The sequence below is a fragment of the Methylophaga sp. F7 genome (genome assembly GCF_056863975.1).
Genome location: NZ_CM166511.1, coordinates 1,937,288 through 1,952,753, shown reverse-complemented (window position 1 = coordinate 1,952,753; position 15,466 = coordinate 1,937,288). Strand labels below are relative to the sequence as shown.

Below are 15,466 nucleotides of genomic sequence, written 5' to 3'. Positions count from 1 at the left end.
TAATTTAAGAACTACAGGACAGCATTGAGCAGCCAGGTTTATCTCTGGCCCAGTCCGGGCGTTTGGCAGCGTAATGATGATACTGTGGCTGTTCATCATAAGGACGGTGCATGACTTCCAGAAGTTCATGAATCATGCTGTAATCACCCTCATGGGCTTTATCAATCGCCTGTTGTGATAAGTAATTGCGTAATACATATTTCGGATTAACCAGGTTCATTCTGGTTTTTCTATCCTGATCGCTGGTGCCATCCTGTTGCACGCGTTGCTGATACTGACGCAACCAGTCACCGATATCTTTTTTATCTTCTTTCGATAAAGCATCTGGTGCGTAATAAGCTTCCATCAACGGTTCCAATAGTGCTTCATCGCTGAGGTCCTTCTGTTCACAGCTGACATCGGCTAATTGGCGATAGAAAATCGTCATATCGGTTTCAGCCAATAACAGAATTTTCTGTAACTGCTGATTCAATTCATGATCATCATCACCCTGATACTCGTTCAGCCCCAGCTTATCGGCACGCATCTGTTGCCATTTGTTGGTGTAGAGCTCGACATAATCGGTAAGAATCTGTTGTAACGGCTCAACTTCATCAATCAATGGATATATCGCGTTGCCGAGTTGCAGCAGGTTCCACTGGGCAATCTGTGGTTGGTGTCCAAAACGGTAGCGTTTACCAGTGGCATCGGTGGTGTTAGGTGTCCAGTCAGGATCGTAATTATCAATCCAGCCATAAGGGCCGTAATCAATAGTCAGCCCTAAAATCGAAGTGTTATCAGTATTTAATACACCATGCACAAAACCAACACGCATCCAGTGCACTACTAAATCTGCGGTGCGTTCACAGACTTCTTTAAACCAGGCCAGATAGGTTTCTTTGGAGGGTTCGCCCAAGTGTGGAAAATGATGGCGAATGGTGTAATCAACCAGTAAACGAAGATTGTCGACATCGCCTCGCGAGTTAAACAATTCGTAATTACCAATGCGCAGGAAAGAAGGCGCGACTCGACAGACAATCGCACCTGGCTCAGTTTGCGGGCGGCCATCGTAAAACATATCGCGGACTACGCCTTCACCGGTTGTCACCAGACTTAATGCACGGGTTGTGGGTACGCCAAGATGAAACATGGCTTCACTGCAGAGAAATTCACGCACCGAGGATCGTAATACGGCCAGGCCATCAGCCGAACGGGAGTAGGGGGTTTCACCGGCACCTTTGAGTTGCAACATTTGCAGCTGGCCGTGAATATCCTGAACCTCACCAAGATTAATGGCACGGCCATCGCCCAGTTGTCCGGCCCAGTTGCCAAACTGATGTCCGCCATAGCACATTGCATGAGGCTGCATACCTTTTAAAATTTCATTGCCGGCAAACACGTTAGTAAATTGTCGGCTTTCGCAATCCACCGGTCTGATGCCCAGGTCAGTGGCTAAATCCATGGAATAAGCGACCAGTTCAGGATCGGCAACGGGTGTTGGGTTTACAAAGGTATAACAGGCACCAAGCACCTGACGGCGAACATTTTCAGTATCCGGATCCGCGGGGAGCTCCCGTACAAACCGGTTATCGAACTGCAGCCGTGTCATTGGCGTGGTGGTGGCGTCGTTGGGATTAAATTCTTCAGTAGTCATAGTCTCTATTACAACAGATAGCAGCCGGTGAAAACACCGGCTTTTCGTATTGTTATTGACTGACTAATAGAGTCGGAAAGTTCCTAAAAAAGGACTTAGGGTTTTAGCCCAATGCTTTACGTTGCTGCTGTAACTGACTTAAAGACTGTTCCAGCTCTGCCAGTTTTTCACGTTCTTTGGCAACAACATCTGCGGGCGCCTTGGCAACATAGTTTTCATTACTCAGTTTGCCAGCGGATTGCTTGATAATTTTATCCAGCTTACTGATTTCTTTATCCAGACGGGCAATTTCAGCATCCTTATCAATCAGACCTTCCAGTGGAATCAGGATTTCCATTTTGCCAACCAGTGCAGTAGCAGCGGCAGGCGCTTCACCGCTGAGGAATTCGACCGATTCCAGATTAGCCAGACGGCTGATAAAGTCGTGGTTGTCATGTAAACGTTGTTTATCAATGTCAGCGGCATCCTTGAGCAACACTGGTAATTGTTTTTTCGGGGCAATATTCATTTGTGAACGAATAGAACGAATACCGTTAATAAACTGCATTACCCATTCCATATCGGCAACGGCAGTGCTATCAATTTTACTGCTGTCAGCTACCGGATAGGCTTCACGCATAATGGTAGAGCCTGTTTTACCGGCTAACGGTGCGATGGTATGCCAGATTTCTTCGGTAATAAACGGCATAAAAGGGTGTGCTAAACGCAGCGTGGCTTCCAAAACCCGAACCAGGGTACGGCGGGTACCACGTTTGGCGGCGTCACTTGCAGCATCATTGTTTAATACCGGTTTGGACAGTTCCAGATACCAGTCACAATAGTTATTCCAGACAAATTCATAAATGGCCTGCGCTGCCAAATCAAAACGGTAGCTTTCGATAGCCCGGGTAACATCCAGTTCGGTTTGTTGCAGTAAAGAAATGATCCAGCGATCAGCTAGGCTTAATTCAACGTCAGCGTTATCAATACCGGTATCCTGACCTTCGGTATTCATTAATACGTAACGCGCAGCATTCCATAGTTTGTTACAGAAGTTGCGATAACCCGCGATACGATTCATATCAAAATTGATATCACGGCCGGTAGTGGCTAATGAGGCAAAAGTGAAACGCAGCGCATCAGTTCCGTGCGGTGCGATACCTTCCGGAAATTCCTTACGGGTGGCTTTTTCAATTTTAGCAGCCAGCTGGGGCTGCATCATGCCACTGGTACGTTTGGCGACTAGTGATTCCAGATCGATACCGTCAATAATATCGATAGGATCCAGCACATTACCTTTGGATTTCGACATTTTCTGACCATGTGAATCACGTACCAGACCATGGATATAGACTTCTTTGAATGGCACGTCATCCATAAATTTGATGCCCATCATCATCATCCGGGCAACCCAGAAAAAGATAATGTCAAAACCGGTGACTAAGACACTGGTCGGGTACCAGGTTTTCAATGCCGCATCATCAGCCGGCCAACCCAGGGTGGAAAAGGGCCATAAGGCAGAAGAGAACCAGGTATCTAAAACGTCTTCATCCTGTCTCAGCGCAACAGAGTCCGCTAATTGGTGTTTTTGGCGCACATCGGCTTCATCGTGACCGACATAAATATTGCCTTGTTCGTCGTACCAGGCAGGGATGCGGTGTCCCCACCAGATTTGCCGTGAAATACACCAGTCCTGAATGCCATCCATCCAGTTATAAAAGGTTTTATCCCAGTTGGCCGGGACAAATTTGATTTTACCGGACTGTACTGCTTCAACTGCGGGGGCTGCGAGGACATCGGCTTTGACATACCATTGGTCGGTCAATAACGGTTCGATAACGGCATTGGAACGGTCACCACGTGGCACCATCAGTTTGTGGTCTTGAATGGTTTCCAGTAAGCCTAAAGCCTCGAAATCGGCAACAATTTGTTTGCGGGCTGCATAGCGATCCAGGCCACGATATTTTTCCGGCGCATTGTCATTAATGGCGGCATCAATGGTCAGAATATTGATTTGTTCGAGGTTATGACGGTTACCGACTTCGGCATCATTGAAATCATGGGCTGGGGTGATTTTGACGCAGCCACTACCAAATTCCGGATCAACATAATCATCACCGATAATTGGAATTTCACGGCCAACTAATGGCAGGGTGATGGTTTTGCCGATCAGGTGTTTATAGCGTTCATCTTCGGGATGTACTGCCACGGCCGTATCACCGAGCATGGTTTCAGGACGGGTAGTGGCGACTACAAGATGACCGCTGCCATCGGTTAAAGGATAACGGAAATGCCATAAATGGCCGGCTTCTTCTTCTGATAATACTTCCAGATCAGATACGGCGGTATGTAATACCGGATCCCAGTTCACCAGTCGTTTGCCGCGATAGATCAGGCCTTCTTCGTGTAGTTTGATAAACACATGTTTCACGGCTTCCGACAAGTTGTCATCCATGGTGAAACGATCACGAGACCAGTCCAGAGAAGAACCAAGACGGCGTAACTGACGGGTAATATTGCCACCGGATTCGCCTTTCCAATCCCAGACCCGATCAATAAATGCATCACGGCCTAAATCATGGCGGGTTTTGCCTTCGGCATTTAACTGTCGTTCGACCACCATCTGTGTGGCGATACCGGCATGATCAGTACCCGGTTGCCACAACGTGTTATCCCCTTTCATGCGGTGATAACGGGTCAGCAAATCCATTATGGTGTTATTAAACCCATGACCCATATGCAAACTGCCGGTGACATTTGGCGGCGGCAACATAATGGAGTAGGGCGTGCCTTCACCAGAAGGTTTGAATTCGCCGTTTTGTTCCCACTGTTGATACCAGCGTTGTTCTATTGCATCGGGATTATAGGTTTTGTCCATGCGTCTCTGCGTTTATCTGTTCGGAAAAAGAAAAGCGGGCATTATACCCGCTTAATGTGTGCCCGGTCATGAGTGAGCCGGATTGTCTTAATTGTTTATTTGATGCGTATCCAGATGATAGCCACGATCCTTGTAAAACTGATAGCGAACGCGTCCTTGTTTTTTGATCTCTTCATCGCCATTAATAATTTCTGCCAGCCGTTCAAACTGGCTAAAAAAAGTGGCTGAGCCGGGTTTAAATTGATTAATACATCCATTAATTTGGGTGGGGCAGTGTTTTCATGGCTGATTAATACCGGTGCTTCGATTTTGTTATCCGTTGCAAAAATCTGGTGCGGTACAAAACTGTCTGGGCGAAAAGCCCATAAAGCCTTATCCATCGCTTCACTCTGATTCTGATCTTCAGTATTAATAAACACCTGATGACCCTGAAGATAAGCCTTTTCCGCCAGCCGACAGGCAAATTGCTGTCGGTCAAGCGGATCGGTTGTAGCTAAAATATAAAAACTGACTTTAGTCATGAACGAACTATCAGCCTTCCAGGCGGTTGAGAATATATTGCATCAATAATGGCACTGGACGGCCAGTTGCGCCTTTTTCCTTACCGCCATTCCAGGCGGTACCGGCAATATCCAGATGTGCCCATTTGAATTTCTCAGTGAAACGGGACAGGAAACAGGCCGCTGTTACACTGCCAGCTTCTTTACCGCCGACATTGGCGATATCGGCAAAATTACTGTCCAGTTGTTTCTGATAGTCATCCCATAACGGTAATTGCCATGTCCGATCGAAACTATCATTGCCAGCTTTAAGCAGGTCATCGGCCAGATCCTGGTTGTTTGCCATTAAACCCGTTGCATTGCTGCCTAACGCTACAATAATCGCACCGGTTAAGGTGGCAATGTCGATAACGGTGTCGGGATCAAAACGTTCGCTGTAGGTCAGGGCATCACACAGCAGTAAACGACCTTCAGCATCAGTATTCAGAATCTCAATGGTTTGACCGGACATGCTTGTTACCACATCACCGGGCTTGTTGGCATCGCCATCGGGCAGGTTTTCTGAGCTTGGAATCACACCGATAACATTAATGGGTAGCTGTAGTTCGGCAACGGCTTGTATGGTACCCAGTACGCTGGCGGAACCACACATGTCGTATTTCATTTCATCCATACCCTGAGAAGGTTTGAGCGAAATACCACCGGCATCAAAGGTCAGGCCTTTGCCAACCAAAACAATAGGTTTACTGTCGCCACCACCACCGTAATTCAGGGTAATGAGTTTTGCTGGTTCACGGCTGCCGCGTGAAACCGACAGGAATGAACCCATACCCAATTCAGCGATATCACTTTCTTCAAGTACATCAACGACCAGGTTATCTAAATCCTGTCCTAATTTTATGGCTTGTTCTGCGAGGTAGGTTGGGGTGCAGATATTACCCGGCAGGTTACCGAGTTCACGTGCCAGATTCATGCCCCTGCCAATGGCTGCTCCAGTATCACAAGCTTTTTCAAGGGTATCAATATCTGCTTCGCTAGCCATAAAGCCCAGTCGGGTAAGCGGTTTTTCAACCGGCTTAAACTGACTTTTTGTCTGACTGTAGCGATATAAAGCGGTTTCAGTATTGATAATCGTCTGACGAATTTTCCAGGCAGTACTGCGTTCTTTGACAGGTGTTTCTGCTAAACAGCTGACCGCTTGTGTGGCAGCACTTTCGTTTAACCATTTGGCCATCGCAATACAGGCTGCATTAAAATCATTTTCACTGGTTTTTTCGAATTTTCCGCAACCAACCAACAATATTCTAGGGCTGGAAATGCCTTCAATATCCTGTAGCAGCATTGTTTGACCTGGTTTGCCACTGATATCGCCACGTTCGATTACGCGTTGAATCATTCCTTTACTTGCCGTGTTTAATGTAGCCGCTGCGGGACTTAGTTGGTTGCCTTCAAAAACGGCGACGGCAATACAGTCGATTGACTGTGTTGGCAAAACATCTTTGGTCACAAAATACTGCATGGATTTCTCCTGTTGATGTAGATGGTTTAGACTGCGCTTTTTATTGCAGTGAACTGACTGCCTATTCTAACGAAGACCACTGAATAATGCCCGCCCTAAGACGAATATTTGTTGAGCGTTTCAGCCTGATAGACCGATATATGCTGCGAGAGTTTTTAATTTCTCTGACAGCCGTCATCGGTGTGCTATGGCTGATTTACGTGGCGACGCGTTTTGCCCGCTATCTGGCTCAGGCGGCTGTGGGTAATTTACCGGCAGAAGTCATTTTCAATTTGCTCTGGCTGAATTCCTTTGGCGCATTATCCATTTTACTGCCGATTGGTACATTTTTAGCGGTATTGCTCAGTTTGTCACGTATGAGCTCTGATAACGAACTGACGGTGATCGCGGCCTGTGGAATTGATGGTAATCGTATATTACGCAATGTGGTTGTTTTCAGCGGTACAATGGCGATTATTACAGGCGTTCTGGCATTACTGATTGTTCCAGATGTCTTATCAGGTCGCTATGAAATCGAACAGAAAGCCAAGATTGCTGCCAATACTACAGGTTTGGTCGCGGGGAGTTTTAAGGAAAGCCAGAACGGCGACTGGACCTTTTATTCACAACAGCTCAGTGAAGATAAAACCCACATGGAAAACATCTTTATTGAGATTCATCGTGATGAAAAACCCTTAATTTTCAGAGCTGAGCGTGGACGTTTTGATATTGAATCTGAAACCGGTGATAAATACCTGGTATTGGAAGACGGCTATCGTTACGAGGGTAATGCCGGTGATTTGGATTTCCGCATTGCTGAATACGCAACGCATAGCATGTTGATTGAACGTGGCGAGTCGGTCCAGGTTCGCGAAAAACATAAATCTCTACCCACTGCGGTGTTATGGGAGCGTGGAGAACCTCAGGATCTGGCTGAAATTCAGTGGCGGGTTTCCAGTGCCGTCATGACGATCATTTTGAGTGTAATAGCCATCACCCTGGCGCACACTGGTCCAAGGCAGGGACGTTATGCCGGATTTTTCCCGGCGGTGTTGGTCTATGTGATTTACAGCAATTTATTAGGCGTGACCCGAGCGTGGGTAGAAAAGGGCGATCTGGCTCCGTGGATTGGGGCGATCTGGGTACATCTTTTGATGATTGGCATTATGCTGATGTTACAAAATCGCCTGAAACTCAAACGATTCTGGCAACAACGTAAGCGACCCAAAACAGCATGATTCTGCAACGCTATATCAGTAAAACCATATTAGGCAGTACCGCTTTGGTACTGGTGGTATTAATGTCGCTGTATACCTTTATGGATTTTATTACCGAGCTGGATGACCTGGGTAAAGGTGATTATCAATTACTGGATATACTGACTTATTTAGCCCTGTCGATGCCGAAGCGAATCTATGAATTACTGCCTGTTGCTGCTTTGCTGGGGAGCGTGATTGGTCTGGGAACATTGGCGTCGCAAAGTGAATTGGTGGCAATGCGTTCGGCAGGCGTATCGGTAAAAGACATTAACAAAGCTGTTTTGATTGTCGCCGGTATTTTAATGATTATCGCTGTCGTTCTTGGTGAATTGATCAGGCCTATTACTGAACAAAAAGCCTTGCAGGTGCAAACCTCCGCACAAACCGGAACTGAAGGAAGTCAATCAGAATTTGGTTTCTGGACCCGCGATGGTAACCATTTCAACCATATCGAACGGATACATCGCGATGGTCGTTTTGAAGGGGTTAAGGTCTACGAATTCGATGATAAGCATCAATTGAGGATTGTTACTAAAGCCAGAGAGGCCCGTTACGATAATAATGAATGGCTGATGTTTGATGTGGTGCAAAGCACAATTGATGAAAATGGCGTGGAGGTCAGAGCGATAGAACGCGCTAAATGGCGTTCCAAGCTCAATCCTGGCATGTTGAATGTGGTCGTTGTCCCGCCAGAGTTTTTACCGGTATGGAGTCTGATTGAGTACGTTTCCTACCTTAAATCCAATCATCAGGCTGTTGGTCAATATCAATTGGCATTCTGGAGCAAAATCATGATGCCGCTGAGTTCAGCAGTAATGGTGTTTTTGGCTGTGCCGTTTATTTTTGGTCCATTACGTTCCGCACCGATAGGGGGACGTATTCTGGTAGGTGTTCTGGTTGGGATTGGTTTTCATTTATTTAACCAGAGCTTTCAGCATATGGGGCTGGTGTTTGGTGTTTTACCCTGGCTTGCGGCATCACTGCCAACCATCATTTTTGCCGGCATAGGCATCTTTATGCTGCGAAAGGTGCGTTAGTTAAGGGAGACCCCACGAATCTCTTTATCAAGACCATGAGATTCAAGCAGTATCGCAATCTGCGCACTGTGATCTTTTACCATAGCATTAGCCGCTTTGTAGGATTGTGGATCATTATCACGGAAAGACAGCATAAGATTGACAGAAACTTCCTTAAGCTCGGCAAAAATCGTGGTTAGTGCCTTTTCAGGCCGCTCAGCCAAAAACTCCTGGTTACTGGCCGCAACCAGCTGATTCTCAGCATCTAACAGACTAAAGCTCGGTGAAAAGCCTCGCAGATGCCAGACATTAAATCCTCTGGGATCGTTTCTTTGTTGGTAGAGCTCAAAATACTTTTTTAGCAGTTCCACCTGATTGTAATAACGCTGACTCATCAGGCTGACAAATTGAGGAAGATTATCTTCCGTAAGTGCTTCAAATTCCGAGGCAAAAGATGCCGCTTTTTTCTCATCCGCTTGTACTGAATGAATAGACACAAGCAAAGACAGCATTAATAATCCTAACAGCTGGCGGAGAGTGTTTCTGAACATAAAGGTTAGGAGATAGGACTTCACTGAAGGAACGTTTACAGTCATGATGCTCACCATTGAAAAACATGGGTTGATTATCAATGAGCGTAATGACTTAGTAAAGAGAATGCGTAATGACAGAAACAAAAAAGGCGGTGAGATTTCTCACCGCCTTTTTATTAACGCCCGATAACGCTTGTTATCGGTTGCCTTATATGGCGTCCCCAAGGGGATTCGAACCCCTGTTACCGCCGTGAAAGGGCAGTGTCCTAGGCCTCTAGACGATGGGGACCTAAAACTGTTTTCTTTCGTTTCTTGGTGGAGCTAGGCGGGATCGAACCGCCGACCTCTTGCATGCCATGCAAGCGCTCTCCCAGCTGAGCTATAGCCCCCGAAAGGAAGCGCATACTATAGGGATTGAGTTTTTCTCTGTCAACAGAATATTTGAAAATATTTACATGGACTCCAGATGGTTCCACGGAGATTGTGGTGGCTAGGAAGCCAGCAGGAATGCCATGGTAAAGCTAAGTTATTGATGAATGGTCAATATATTGATTTTGGCCAACTTAATTAAATAGGGGATTTGATGAAAGCACATTTCTGTGCGATAAATTGGCAGTTATTTATTGAATATAGAAGGCCGATTTTTCGGTCATCAAGGCTCACCGGGGATATTGATGCGCAAACTGATAATTCTATCTGCAGGTTTTGTTTCCTGTTTTGCTCCTCTTGTTTTCGCAGAGCCATACCATGTGCCCAGTCACTGTCCCCGACCAGACGCCGATTTTTTTCTCCCTGAAGATGCACTCACCGAACAAAGTGAAGTTGATGTTAAAGCTGATACCGCTCAGTTGGTTGATTTAGGTACTTCTGTATTTACTGGCAAAGTAGATATTCGTCGCGGAGGGCAGCAATTAAATGCCAACCGTGCAACTTACAACCAAACTACCGGTAAAGTGACTGCTCAGGGAGATGTGCGTTTACGTGATAGTCAGATGTCAATATTTGGTGATCAGGCGGAATGGAATATCAATGAAGATCGCGGCACGCTGATTGACGCGGAATATCAAACCAAACAGATGAATGCGCGCGGTGAAGCGAGTCATGTGAATCGTCAGGGCGTACAGTCCACCCAATTAAAAAACGCTACATATACAACCTGTATGGAAGACGATGAATTCTGGAAGTTAAAGGCCGGAGAAGTCGATCTGGATCATGAGGAGGGCGTTGGCCGGGCTTATGATGTTGTGCTGCGTCTTAAAGATGTCCCGGTTTTTTATACGCCATACATCAGTTTTCCGTTAAGTGATGAGCGTAAATCGGGTTTTCTGATTCCTTCCATTGGAAGTTCCAATGAAACCGGCTTTGATGTCAGCACTCCTTATTACTGGAACATTGCACCCGATATGGATGCGACTCTGACACCACGTTATATGTCAGATCGTGGCTTGATGTTGAATGGTGAGTTTCGTTATCTCACAACGCAATCAGCAGGCTTGATTGATGCTGGATATCTCGGCAGTGACAGTCTGCGTCAGAATGGTGATGAAATAAATCCCAACTACAATGAAGACCGGAAACATTTTTTGTATCAACAAAATGGTGTTTATGGCAGCAGCAACCGCTGGGCCACACTGGTTGATTATAACTATGTCTCTGATCGTGATTATCTGGAAGATTTCAGTAGCAATTTAAGCCTGAGCAGTACCACGCATTTAAACCGATTATTAAATGTGAATTATTACGGTGATATCTGGAATTTCGGGGCCACAGTGCAGGGCTATCAGAATCTGTTGGAAGATGTTGAAGATCCTTATCAACGATTGCCGCAATTAACATTGAATGGATTACTACCTGATCAGGCCTATGGACTTAGCTATGAATTCAAGTCTGAATTTACAGCGTTTGATCATGACGAGTTGGTCAAGGGGCAACGATTCAATATGGAACCTGGTGTCAGCCTGCCGATGGGTACCGCAGGTTTTTTTATTACTCCCCGGGTTGCTTTAAACCACACATACTACTCACTGGATAATTTGCAAACCCAAACCCGTTTTGAGGAGAGTAACATTAGCCGGACTTTACCCATAATCAGTATTGATAGTGGATTGGTTTTTGAAAAACCGTTGAAATTTGCCGGCAATAATATGATCCAGACTTTAGAGCCCAGAGCATTTTATCTATATAAACCTTATCGGGACCAGGACGATATTCCACTTTTTGATACAAATTTACGTACCTTTGGTATGGGAAGCATGTTCAGCCATGAACGGTTTACCGGGCCAGATAGAATTGGTGACGCAAATCAGATAACGGTGGGCTTGACAAGCCGTTTTATCAATGAAGAAACTGGTCGTGAAAAATTACGGATGACATTGGGACAAATCCAATACTTCTCAGATCGTAAAGTCAATTTAAGACAAGATGCCAGGGAGACCAGCTCCGATTCTGATTATATTGCTGAAGCGGTGGCTAGCATTACGAAAGAATGGGCGCTCGCTGGCCAGATTCAATGGGATCCAGACAGCACCACCTCCAATATGTCTTCTCTGCAATTACGCTATCGCGGAGAAAATGGAGGAGTCTTCAATATTGCTCATCGTTATCGACGTGATGATGGCATTAACCAGTTTCCGATTGAACAGGCCGATGTGTCTGGAAGTCTGCCGATTAATGATCAATGGAGTGTTATTGGCCGCTATTATCGCTCTTTGATGGATAATACGACGTTAGAAGCTTTGGCAGGTGTTGAATACCACAGTTGTTGCTGGGCAACCCGGGTAGTTTTCCGTGATTACATAAATGATATCAATGCTGACAGTCGCAATAAAGCCATCTATTTTGAAATTGAATTGAAAGGGCTGGGGCGCTTTGGTAAGAAATCCGGTGGCCTGCTCGAGGAAAGTATTCGAGGCTATGAATAAATATAAGCCAGCAGATTCAACTTTCCAATAGATGTTTTTGTCATTAACTCATCTATCTACATTTGAGGTTCTTTAGGTCTTAGACGCTTTGAAACGCTATAATAACGGCCAACAATTTACGGAGTTTGAATAGTTCATGATTAAATATTTGCTTGTCGGCTTATTGCTTGCGAACAGTGTATGGGCAGCGCCGCTTGATCGTATTGTTGCTGTTGTTAATAACGAAATTGTCCTGGATAGTGAGCTGGTCGAGATGGAGCAGACTGTTCGTCAGCAGCTTCGCCAGCGTAATGCCGCAATACCATCCTCTGATATTCTGCGCCGACAGGTCCTTGAACGTCTAATCATGCAAAAACTGCAACTGCAGCGGGCAGAAATGTCAGGTATTCGGGTGGCAGATGACGCGTTGAACGCTGCCGTCCGCCAAATTGCTGAAAACAATAATCTCACCATACGTCAGTTCCGAGATGCACTTGAAAGTGACGGTTATGATTTCACTGAATTCAGAGAAACCATTCGTGAAGAAATGGTTATCAGTCGGTTACGTAAGAGCGAGGTCGAAGATTCTATTGTCGTTTCTGAGCGTGAAGTAGATAACTTTCTGGCAACCCAAAACCTGCAGGGCGATTCTGAGCAAGCCTTCAGACTGTTACATATTTTAGTTGGTATTCCAGATGCACCAACTCCTGAGCAAGTACAGGAAGCCGAAAAAAGCTTGCTGTTATTCAGGATTTATTGGCGGAGGGCGGTGATTTTTCAGAAATTGCTGCAGGATATTCGGATGGTCAAAATGCGCTGGAAGGTGGCGAACTAGGCTGGCGTAAACAGGCTGAATTGCCAACCTTGTTTGCCAGTGTTGTACCCAATCTGGCCGTTGGCGAAGTGAGCGACGTTATACGCAGCGGCAGTGGCTTTCACCTGGTCAAACTGGCTGAAAAACGCAGCGAAGAAACCCATCTGGTTAAACAGACCAAAGCTCGACACATCTTAATCAAAACCAATGAGCTGGTGACTGATGAAGCCGCGGAAAAACGACTTCAGCAATTACGCGAGCGAATCCTCAATGGCGAAGACTTCGCCGAGCTGGCAAAGGCACACTCTGAGGATACCGGATCTGCCATTGACGGCGGAAGCCTCGGTTGGACAAGTCCCGGTGTTATGGTTCCAGAGTTTGAAGAAGTTATGAATGGTTTGGCTGAAGGTGAAATGAGCGATGTTTTCCAAAGCCGTTTTGGTTGGCATTTAATTCAGGTCGAGGAACGCCGTGAACAAAATATGGCAGATGAATTTAAGCGCAATAAAGCGCGTGAACAGTTAAAACAACGCAAAATTGAAGAAGAACTTGAAAGCTGGCTAAGAGCAATGCGCGATGAAGCCTACATTGAGTATCGTGACCTTTGAGTGAGATTTGTCGTATAGCGCTAACTTCAGGTGAACCCGCTGGAATTGGTCCCGATCTGTGTATTCAGCTGGCACAACAGGCCCAACGTCACCAAATAATCGTTATTGCTGATCCAGAGCTGCTTCAGCAACGTGCAGATGAATTAGGGCTACCCATAAAACTGATTGAATTTGATCCAGATTCGGCTCCCAAACCAGTTGAAGCTGGTTGTATCGTCTATCTGGAAAGTAAGCTTGCAGAAACAGTGGTGGCGGGGAAGTTGAATCCTGCTAATTCAGCCTATGTTATTAATATATTGCAACTCGCGCTGAATGGTTGTCTGGATGGGACTTTCGATGCTGTTGTTACCGCACCAGTGCATAAAGGTGTCATTAATGATGCTCAGGTTCCTTTTAGCGGCCATACCGAGTTTTTCGCTGATGGTGCTGGTGTCAATAAAGTGGTGATGATGTTGGCCACACCGGAGCTTCGTGTGGCCTTGGCTACGACACACTTACCGCTTCGCGACGTAAGTGATGCCATTACTCAACAAAGCCTGCTAAAAATTATGCATATTCTGGCTGAAAGTCTACAGCAAGGTTTTGGATTAAAACATCCTAGAATAGCTGTATGCGGCTTAAATCCTCATGCTGGCGAAGGTGGTCATCTGGGTACTGAAGAACAGACTGTAATCGAGCCTGTGATTAAACTCATACGTGAGCAGGGCTATGAATTTAACGGTCCATGGCCCGCAGACACTATTTTTGTAAAGTCACGCCTTGCGGATTATGACGCTGTATTAGCGATGTATCACGATCAGGGCCTGCCAGTGCTTAAGCATCAAGGTTTTGGTGATGCTGTGAATATTACCCTGGGGCTTCCATTTATCCGAACATCGGTTGATCACGGCACCGCACTGGACCTTGCCGGTTCAGGTAAGGCCAGTGCAACCAGCCTGCAGGCTGCAATCAATATGGCTGAAACAATGTCATTAACCAGAAGAACTCCATGACTGATCAGCGACATTATCCAAAAGCACGTAAACGATTTGGGCAAAACTTCTTGCAGGATGAAGCCGTTATAGCGGACATCATCGCGGCAGTAGCCCCTCAAAAAGATCAGCATCTGGTCGAAATAGGACCGGGACGTGGGGCATTAACGGCCTCATTACTGGAAGATGCTGGATTACTGGATGTGATTGAGCTGGATCGGGATTTGGTGCCAATACTGCAAAACCAGTTTAAAGACGCGCCTAATCTACATATTCATCAGGCTGATGCCCTGGAATTTGATTTCAGTGTATTACCCCGGGATGATGAAAAATTAAGGGTGATTGGTAATCTGCCCTATAACATCACTACACCGTTATTATTTCATTTACTCGAACAGGCTTCGTTGATAGAAGATATGTGTTTTATGCTTCAACGAGAGGTCGTAGAGCGCATTTGTGCCGCACCAGGTAACAAAAGCTATGGTCGGTTAAGCATAATGATTCAATACCAATGCATGGTTGAGCAATTATTTATTGTGCCTCCTACAGCCTTTGATCCTCCGCCCAAAGTGGAGTCAGCCATCATTTATATCCAACCAAGAAAGCAATTTTTAGGCGGCGATGTATGTATAAAAACGTTAGGCAGTTTGGTCACACAGGCTTTTAGTCAGCGTCGAAAAACCATCGCTAACACTTTGAAAAATAGTGTTTCCGTGGCGGAGTTGGAGGCTCAGGGGATCGATCCAAAGCTGCGTCCTGAAACCTTATCCGTTGAACAATATGTTGCTTTGGCACAATCCATTAGTGCTTAAAATAAGTATAGGCTATATAAGTAAAAGCTTAAGTACTGATTTAGCAGGAGTTTAGAGCCGGTTCA

Annotated in this window: 12 protein-coding genes, 2 tRNA genes and 1 pseudogene; 8 read left to right on the top strand and 7 right to left on the bottom strand. The window is 45.8% G+C overall.

The genetic code is table 11. The annotated features are described in order from the left end of the window. Positions 1-4 precede the first annotated feature (4 nt). The 4 genes and pseudogenes from AC08OG_RS09875 to AC08OG_RS09860 all read right to left on the bottom strand — a co-directional run bounded on the left by AC08OG_RS09875 (position 5) and on the right by AC08OG_RS09860 (position 6,509). Positions 5-1,633: a protein adenylyltransferase SelO gene (locus AC08OG_RS09875; protein WP_482929413.1), complete on the bottom strand. Its 1,629-nt coding sequence runs from the start codon at positions 1,631-1,633 to the stop codon at positions 5-7. Between the two features lie 103 nt (positions 1,634-1,736). After that, a complete protein-coding gene (locus tag AC08OG_RS09870; protein ID WP_292357592.1) occupies positions 1,737-4,490 on the bottom strand; it encodes a valine--tRNA ligase in 2,754 nt (917 codons plus the stop codon). Positions 4,491-4,577: 87 nt separating this feature from the next. Next, positions 4,578-5,011 (bottom strand): annotated as a pseudogene (locus tag AC08OG_RS09865) (DNA polymerase III subunit chi). Between the two features lie 10 nt (positions 5,012-5,021). Further along, on the bottom strand, positions 5,022-6,509 hold the full coding sequence (locus AC08OG_RS09860; RefSeq protein WP_292357589.1) for a leucyl aminopeptidase: 1,488 nt from the start codon (positions 6,507-6,509) through the stop codon (positions 5,022-5,024). A gap of 86 nt (positions 6,510-6,595) precedes the next feature. Here AC08OG_RS09860 and lptF point away from each other — a divergent pair, with 86 nt between their 5' ends. After that, on the top strand, positions 6,596-7,726 hold the full coding sequence (gene lptF, locus AC08OG_RS09855; RefSeq protein ID WP_292357588.1) for an LPS export ABC transporter permease LptF: 1,131 nt from the start codon (positions 6,596-6,598) through the stop codon (positions 7,724-7,726). Beyond that, positions 7,723-8,784 carry an LPS export ABC transporter permease LptG gene (lptG, locus tag AC08OG_RS09850; RefSeq protein WP_292357587.1) on the top strand — a complete coding sequence of 354 codons (1,062 nt, stop codon included), beginning with the start codon at positions 7,723-7,725 and terminating at the stop codon, positions 8,782-8,784. Before lptF ends, lptG begins: the two co-directional genes overlap by 4 nt. Here the strand turns inward: lptG and AC08OG_RS09845 are convergent. Then, positions 8,781-9,275, bottom strand: a complete 495-nt coding sequence (locus AC08OG_RS09845) for a hypothetical protein (RefSeq protein WP_482929412.1) — start codon at positions 9,273-9,275, stop codon at positions 8,781-8,783. The genes lptG and AC08OG_RS09845 overlap by 4 nt on opposite strands. A gap of 82 nt (positions 9,276-9,357) precedes the next feature. Here AC08OG_RS09845 and AC08OG_RS09840 point away from each other — a divergent pair, with 82 nt between their 5' ends. After that, complete coding sequence (locus AC08OG_RS09840) at positions 9,358-9,486, top strand: hypothetical protein (protein ID WP_292411202.1); 129 nt, start codon at positions 9,358-9,360, stop codon at positions 9,484-9,486. A 23-nt stretch (positions 9,487-9,509) separates the two neighbouring features. Here the strand turns inward: AC08OG_RS09840 and AC08OG_RS09835 are convergent. After that, a tRNA-Glu gene (locus tag AC08OG_RS09835) sits at positions 9,510-9,585 on the bottom strand. A 24-nt stretch (positions 9,586-9,609) separates the two neighbouring features. Next, positions 9,610-9,685 (bottom strand) — tRNA-Ala (locus tag AC08OG_RS09830). A 285-nt stretch (positions 9,686-9,970) separates the two neighbouring features. Here AC08OG_RS09830 and AC08OG_RS09825 point away from each other — a divergent pair. The 5 genes from AC08OG_RS09825 to rsmA all read left to right on the top strand — a co-directional run bounded on the left by AC08OG_RS09825 (position 9,971) and on the right by rsmA (position 15,401). Further along, positions 9,971-12,217 (top strand): LPS-assembly protein LptD, encoded by a 2,247-nt coding sequence (locus AC08OG_RS09825; protein WP_482929411.1) that lies wholly within the window; start codon positions 9,971-9,973, stop codon positions 12,215-12,217. A 136-nt stretch (positions 12,218-12,353) separates the two neighbouring features. Continuing rightward, positions 12,354-13,031 carry a SurA N-terminal domain-containing protein gene (locus tag AC08OG_RS09820; protein WP_482929410.1) on the top strand — a complete coding sequence of 226 codons (678 nt, stop codon included), beginning with the start codon at positions 12,354-12,356 and terminating at the stop codon, positions 13,029-13,031. Then, positions 12,953-13,618, top strand: coding sequence for a peptidylprolyl isomerase (locus tag AC08OG_RS09815; RefSeq protein ID WP_482929409.1), 666 nt, complete (start codon positions 12,953-12,955; stop codon positions 13,616-13,618). The genes AC08OG_RS09820 and AC08OG_RS09815 overlap by 79 nt, the downstream gene beginning before the upstream one ends. Next, positions 13,615-14,610, top strand: a complete 996-nt coding sequence (gene pdxA, locus AC08OG_RS09810; RefSeq protein WP_482929408.1) for a 4-hydroxythreonine-4-phosphate dehydrogenase PdxA — start codon at positions 13,615-13,617, stop codon at positions 14,608-14,610. The genes AC08OG_RS09815 and pdxA overlap by 4 nt, the downstream gene beginning before the upstream one ends. Then, positions 14,607-15,401, top strand: a complete 795-nt coding sequence (gene rsmA, locus AC08OG_RS09805; protein WP_482929407.1) for a 16S rRNA (adenine(1518)-N(6)/adenine(1519)-N(6))-dimethyltransferase RsmA — start codon at positions 14,607-14,609, stop codon at positions 15,399-15,401. Before pdxA ends, rsmA begins: the two co-directional genes overlap by 4 nt. Positions 15,402-15,466: the final 65 nt, after the last annotated feature.

Bases quoted from the DNA above. Each gene is read 5' to 3' on its own strand.
- AC08OG_RS09875 (WP_482929413.1), bottom strand. From the start codon at position 1,633: ATGACTACTGAAGAATTTAATCCCAACGACGCCACCACCACGCCAATG.
- AC08OG_RS09870 (WP_292357592.1), bottom strand. From the start codon at position 4,490: ATGGACAAAACCTATAATCCCGATGCAATAGAACAACGCTGGTATCAA.
- AC08OG_RS09860 (WP_292357589.1), bottom strand. From the start codon at position 6,509: ATGCAGTATTTTGTGACCAAAGATGTTTTGCCAACACAGTCAATCGAC.
- lptF (WP_292357588.1), top strand. From the start codon at position 6,596: ATGCCCGCCCTAAGACGAATATTTGTTGAGCGTTTCAGCCTGATAGAC.
- lptG (WP_292357587.1), top strand. From the start codon at position 7,723: ATGATTCTGCAACGCTATATCAGTAAAACCATATTAGGCAGTACCGCT.
- AC08OG_RS09845 (WP_482929412.1), bottom strand. From the start codon at position 9,275: ATGCTGTCTTTGCTTGTGTCTATTCATTCAGTACAAGCGGATGAGAAA.
- AC08OG_RS09840 (WP_292411202.1), top strand. From the start codon at position 9,358: ATGATGCTCACCATTGAAAAACATGGGTTGATTATCAATGAGCGTAAT.
- AC08OG_RS09825 (WP_482929411.1), top strand. From the start codon at position 9,971: ATGCGCAAACTGATAATTCTATCTGCAGGTTTTGTTTCCTGTTTTGCT.
- AC08OG_RS09820 (WP_482929410.1), top strand. From the start codon at position 12,354: ATGATTAAATATTTGCTTGTCGGCTTATTGCTTGCGAACAGTGTATGG.
- rsmA (WP_482929407.1), top strand. From the start codon at position 14,607: ATGACTGATCAGCGACATTATCCAAAAGCACGTAAACGATTTGGGCAA.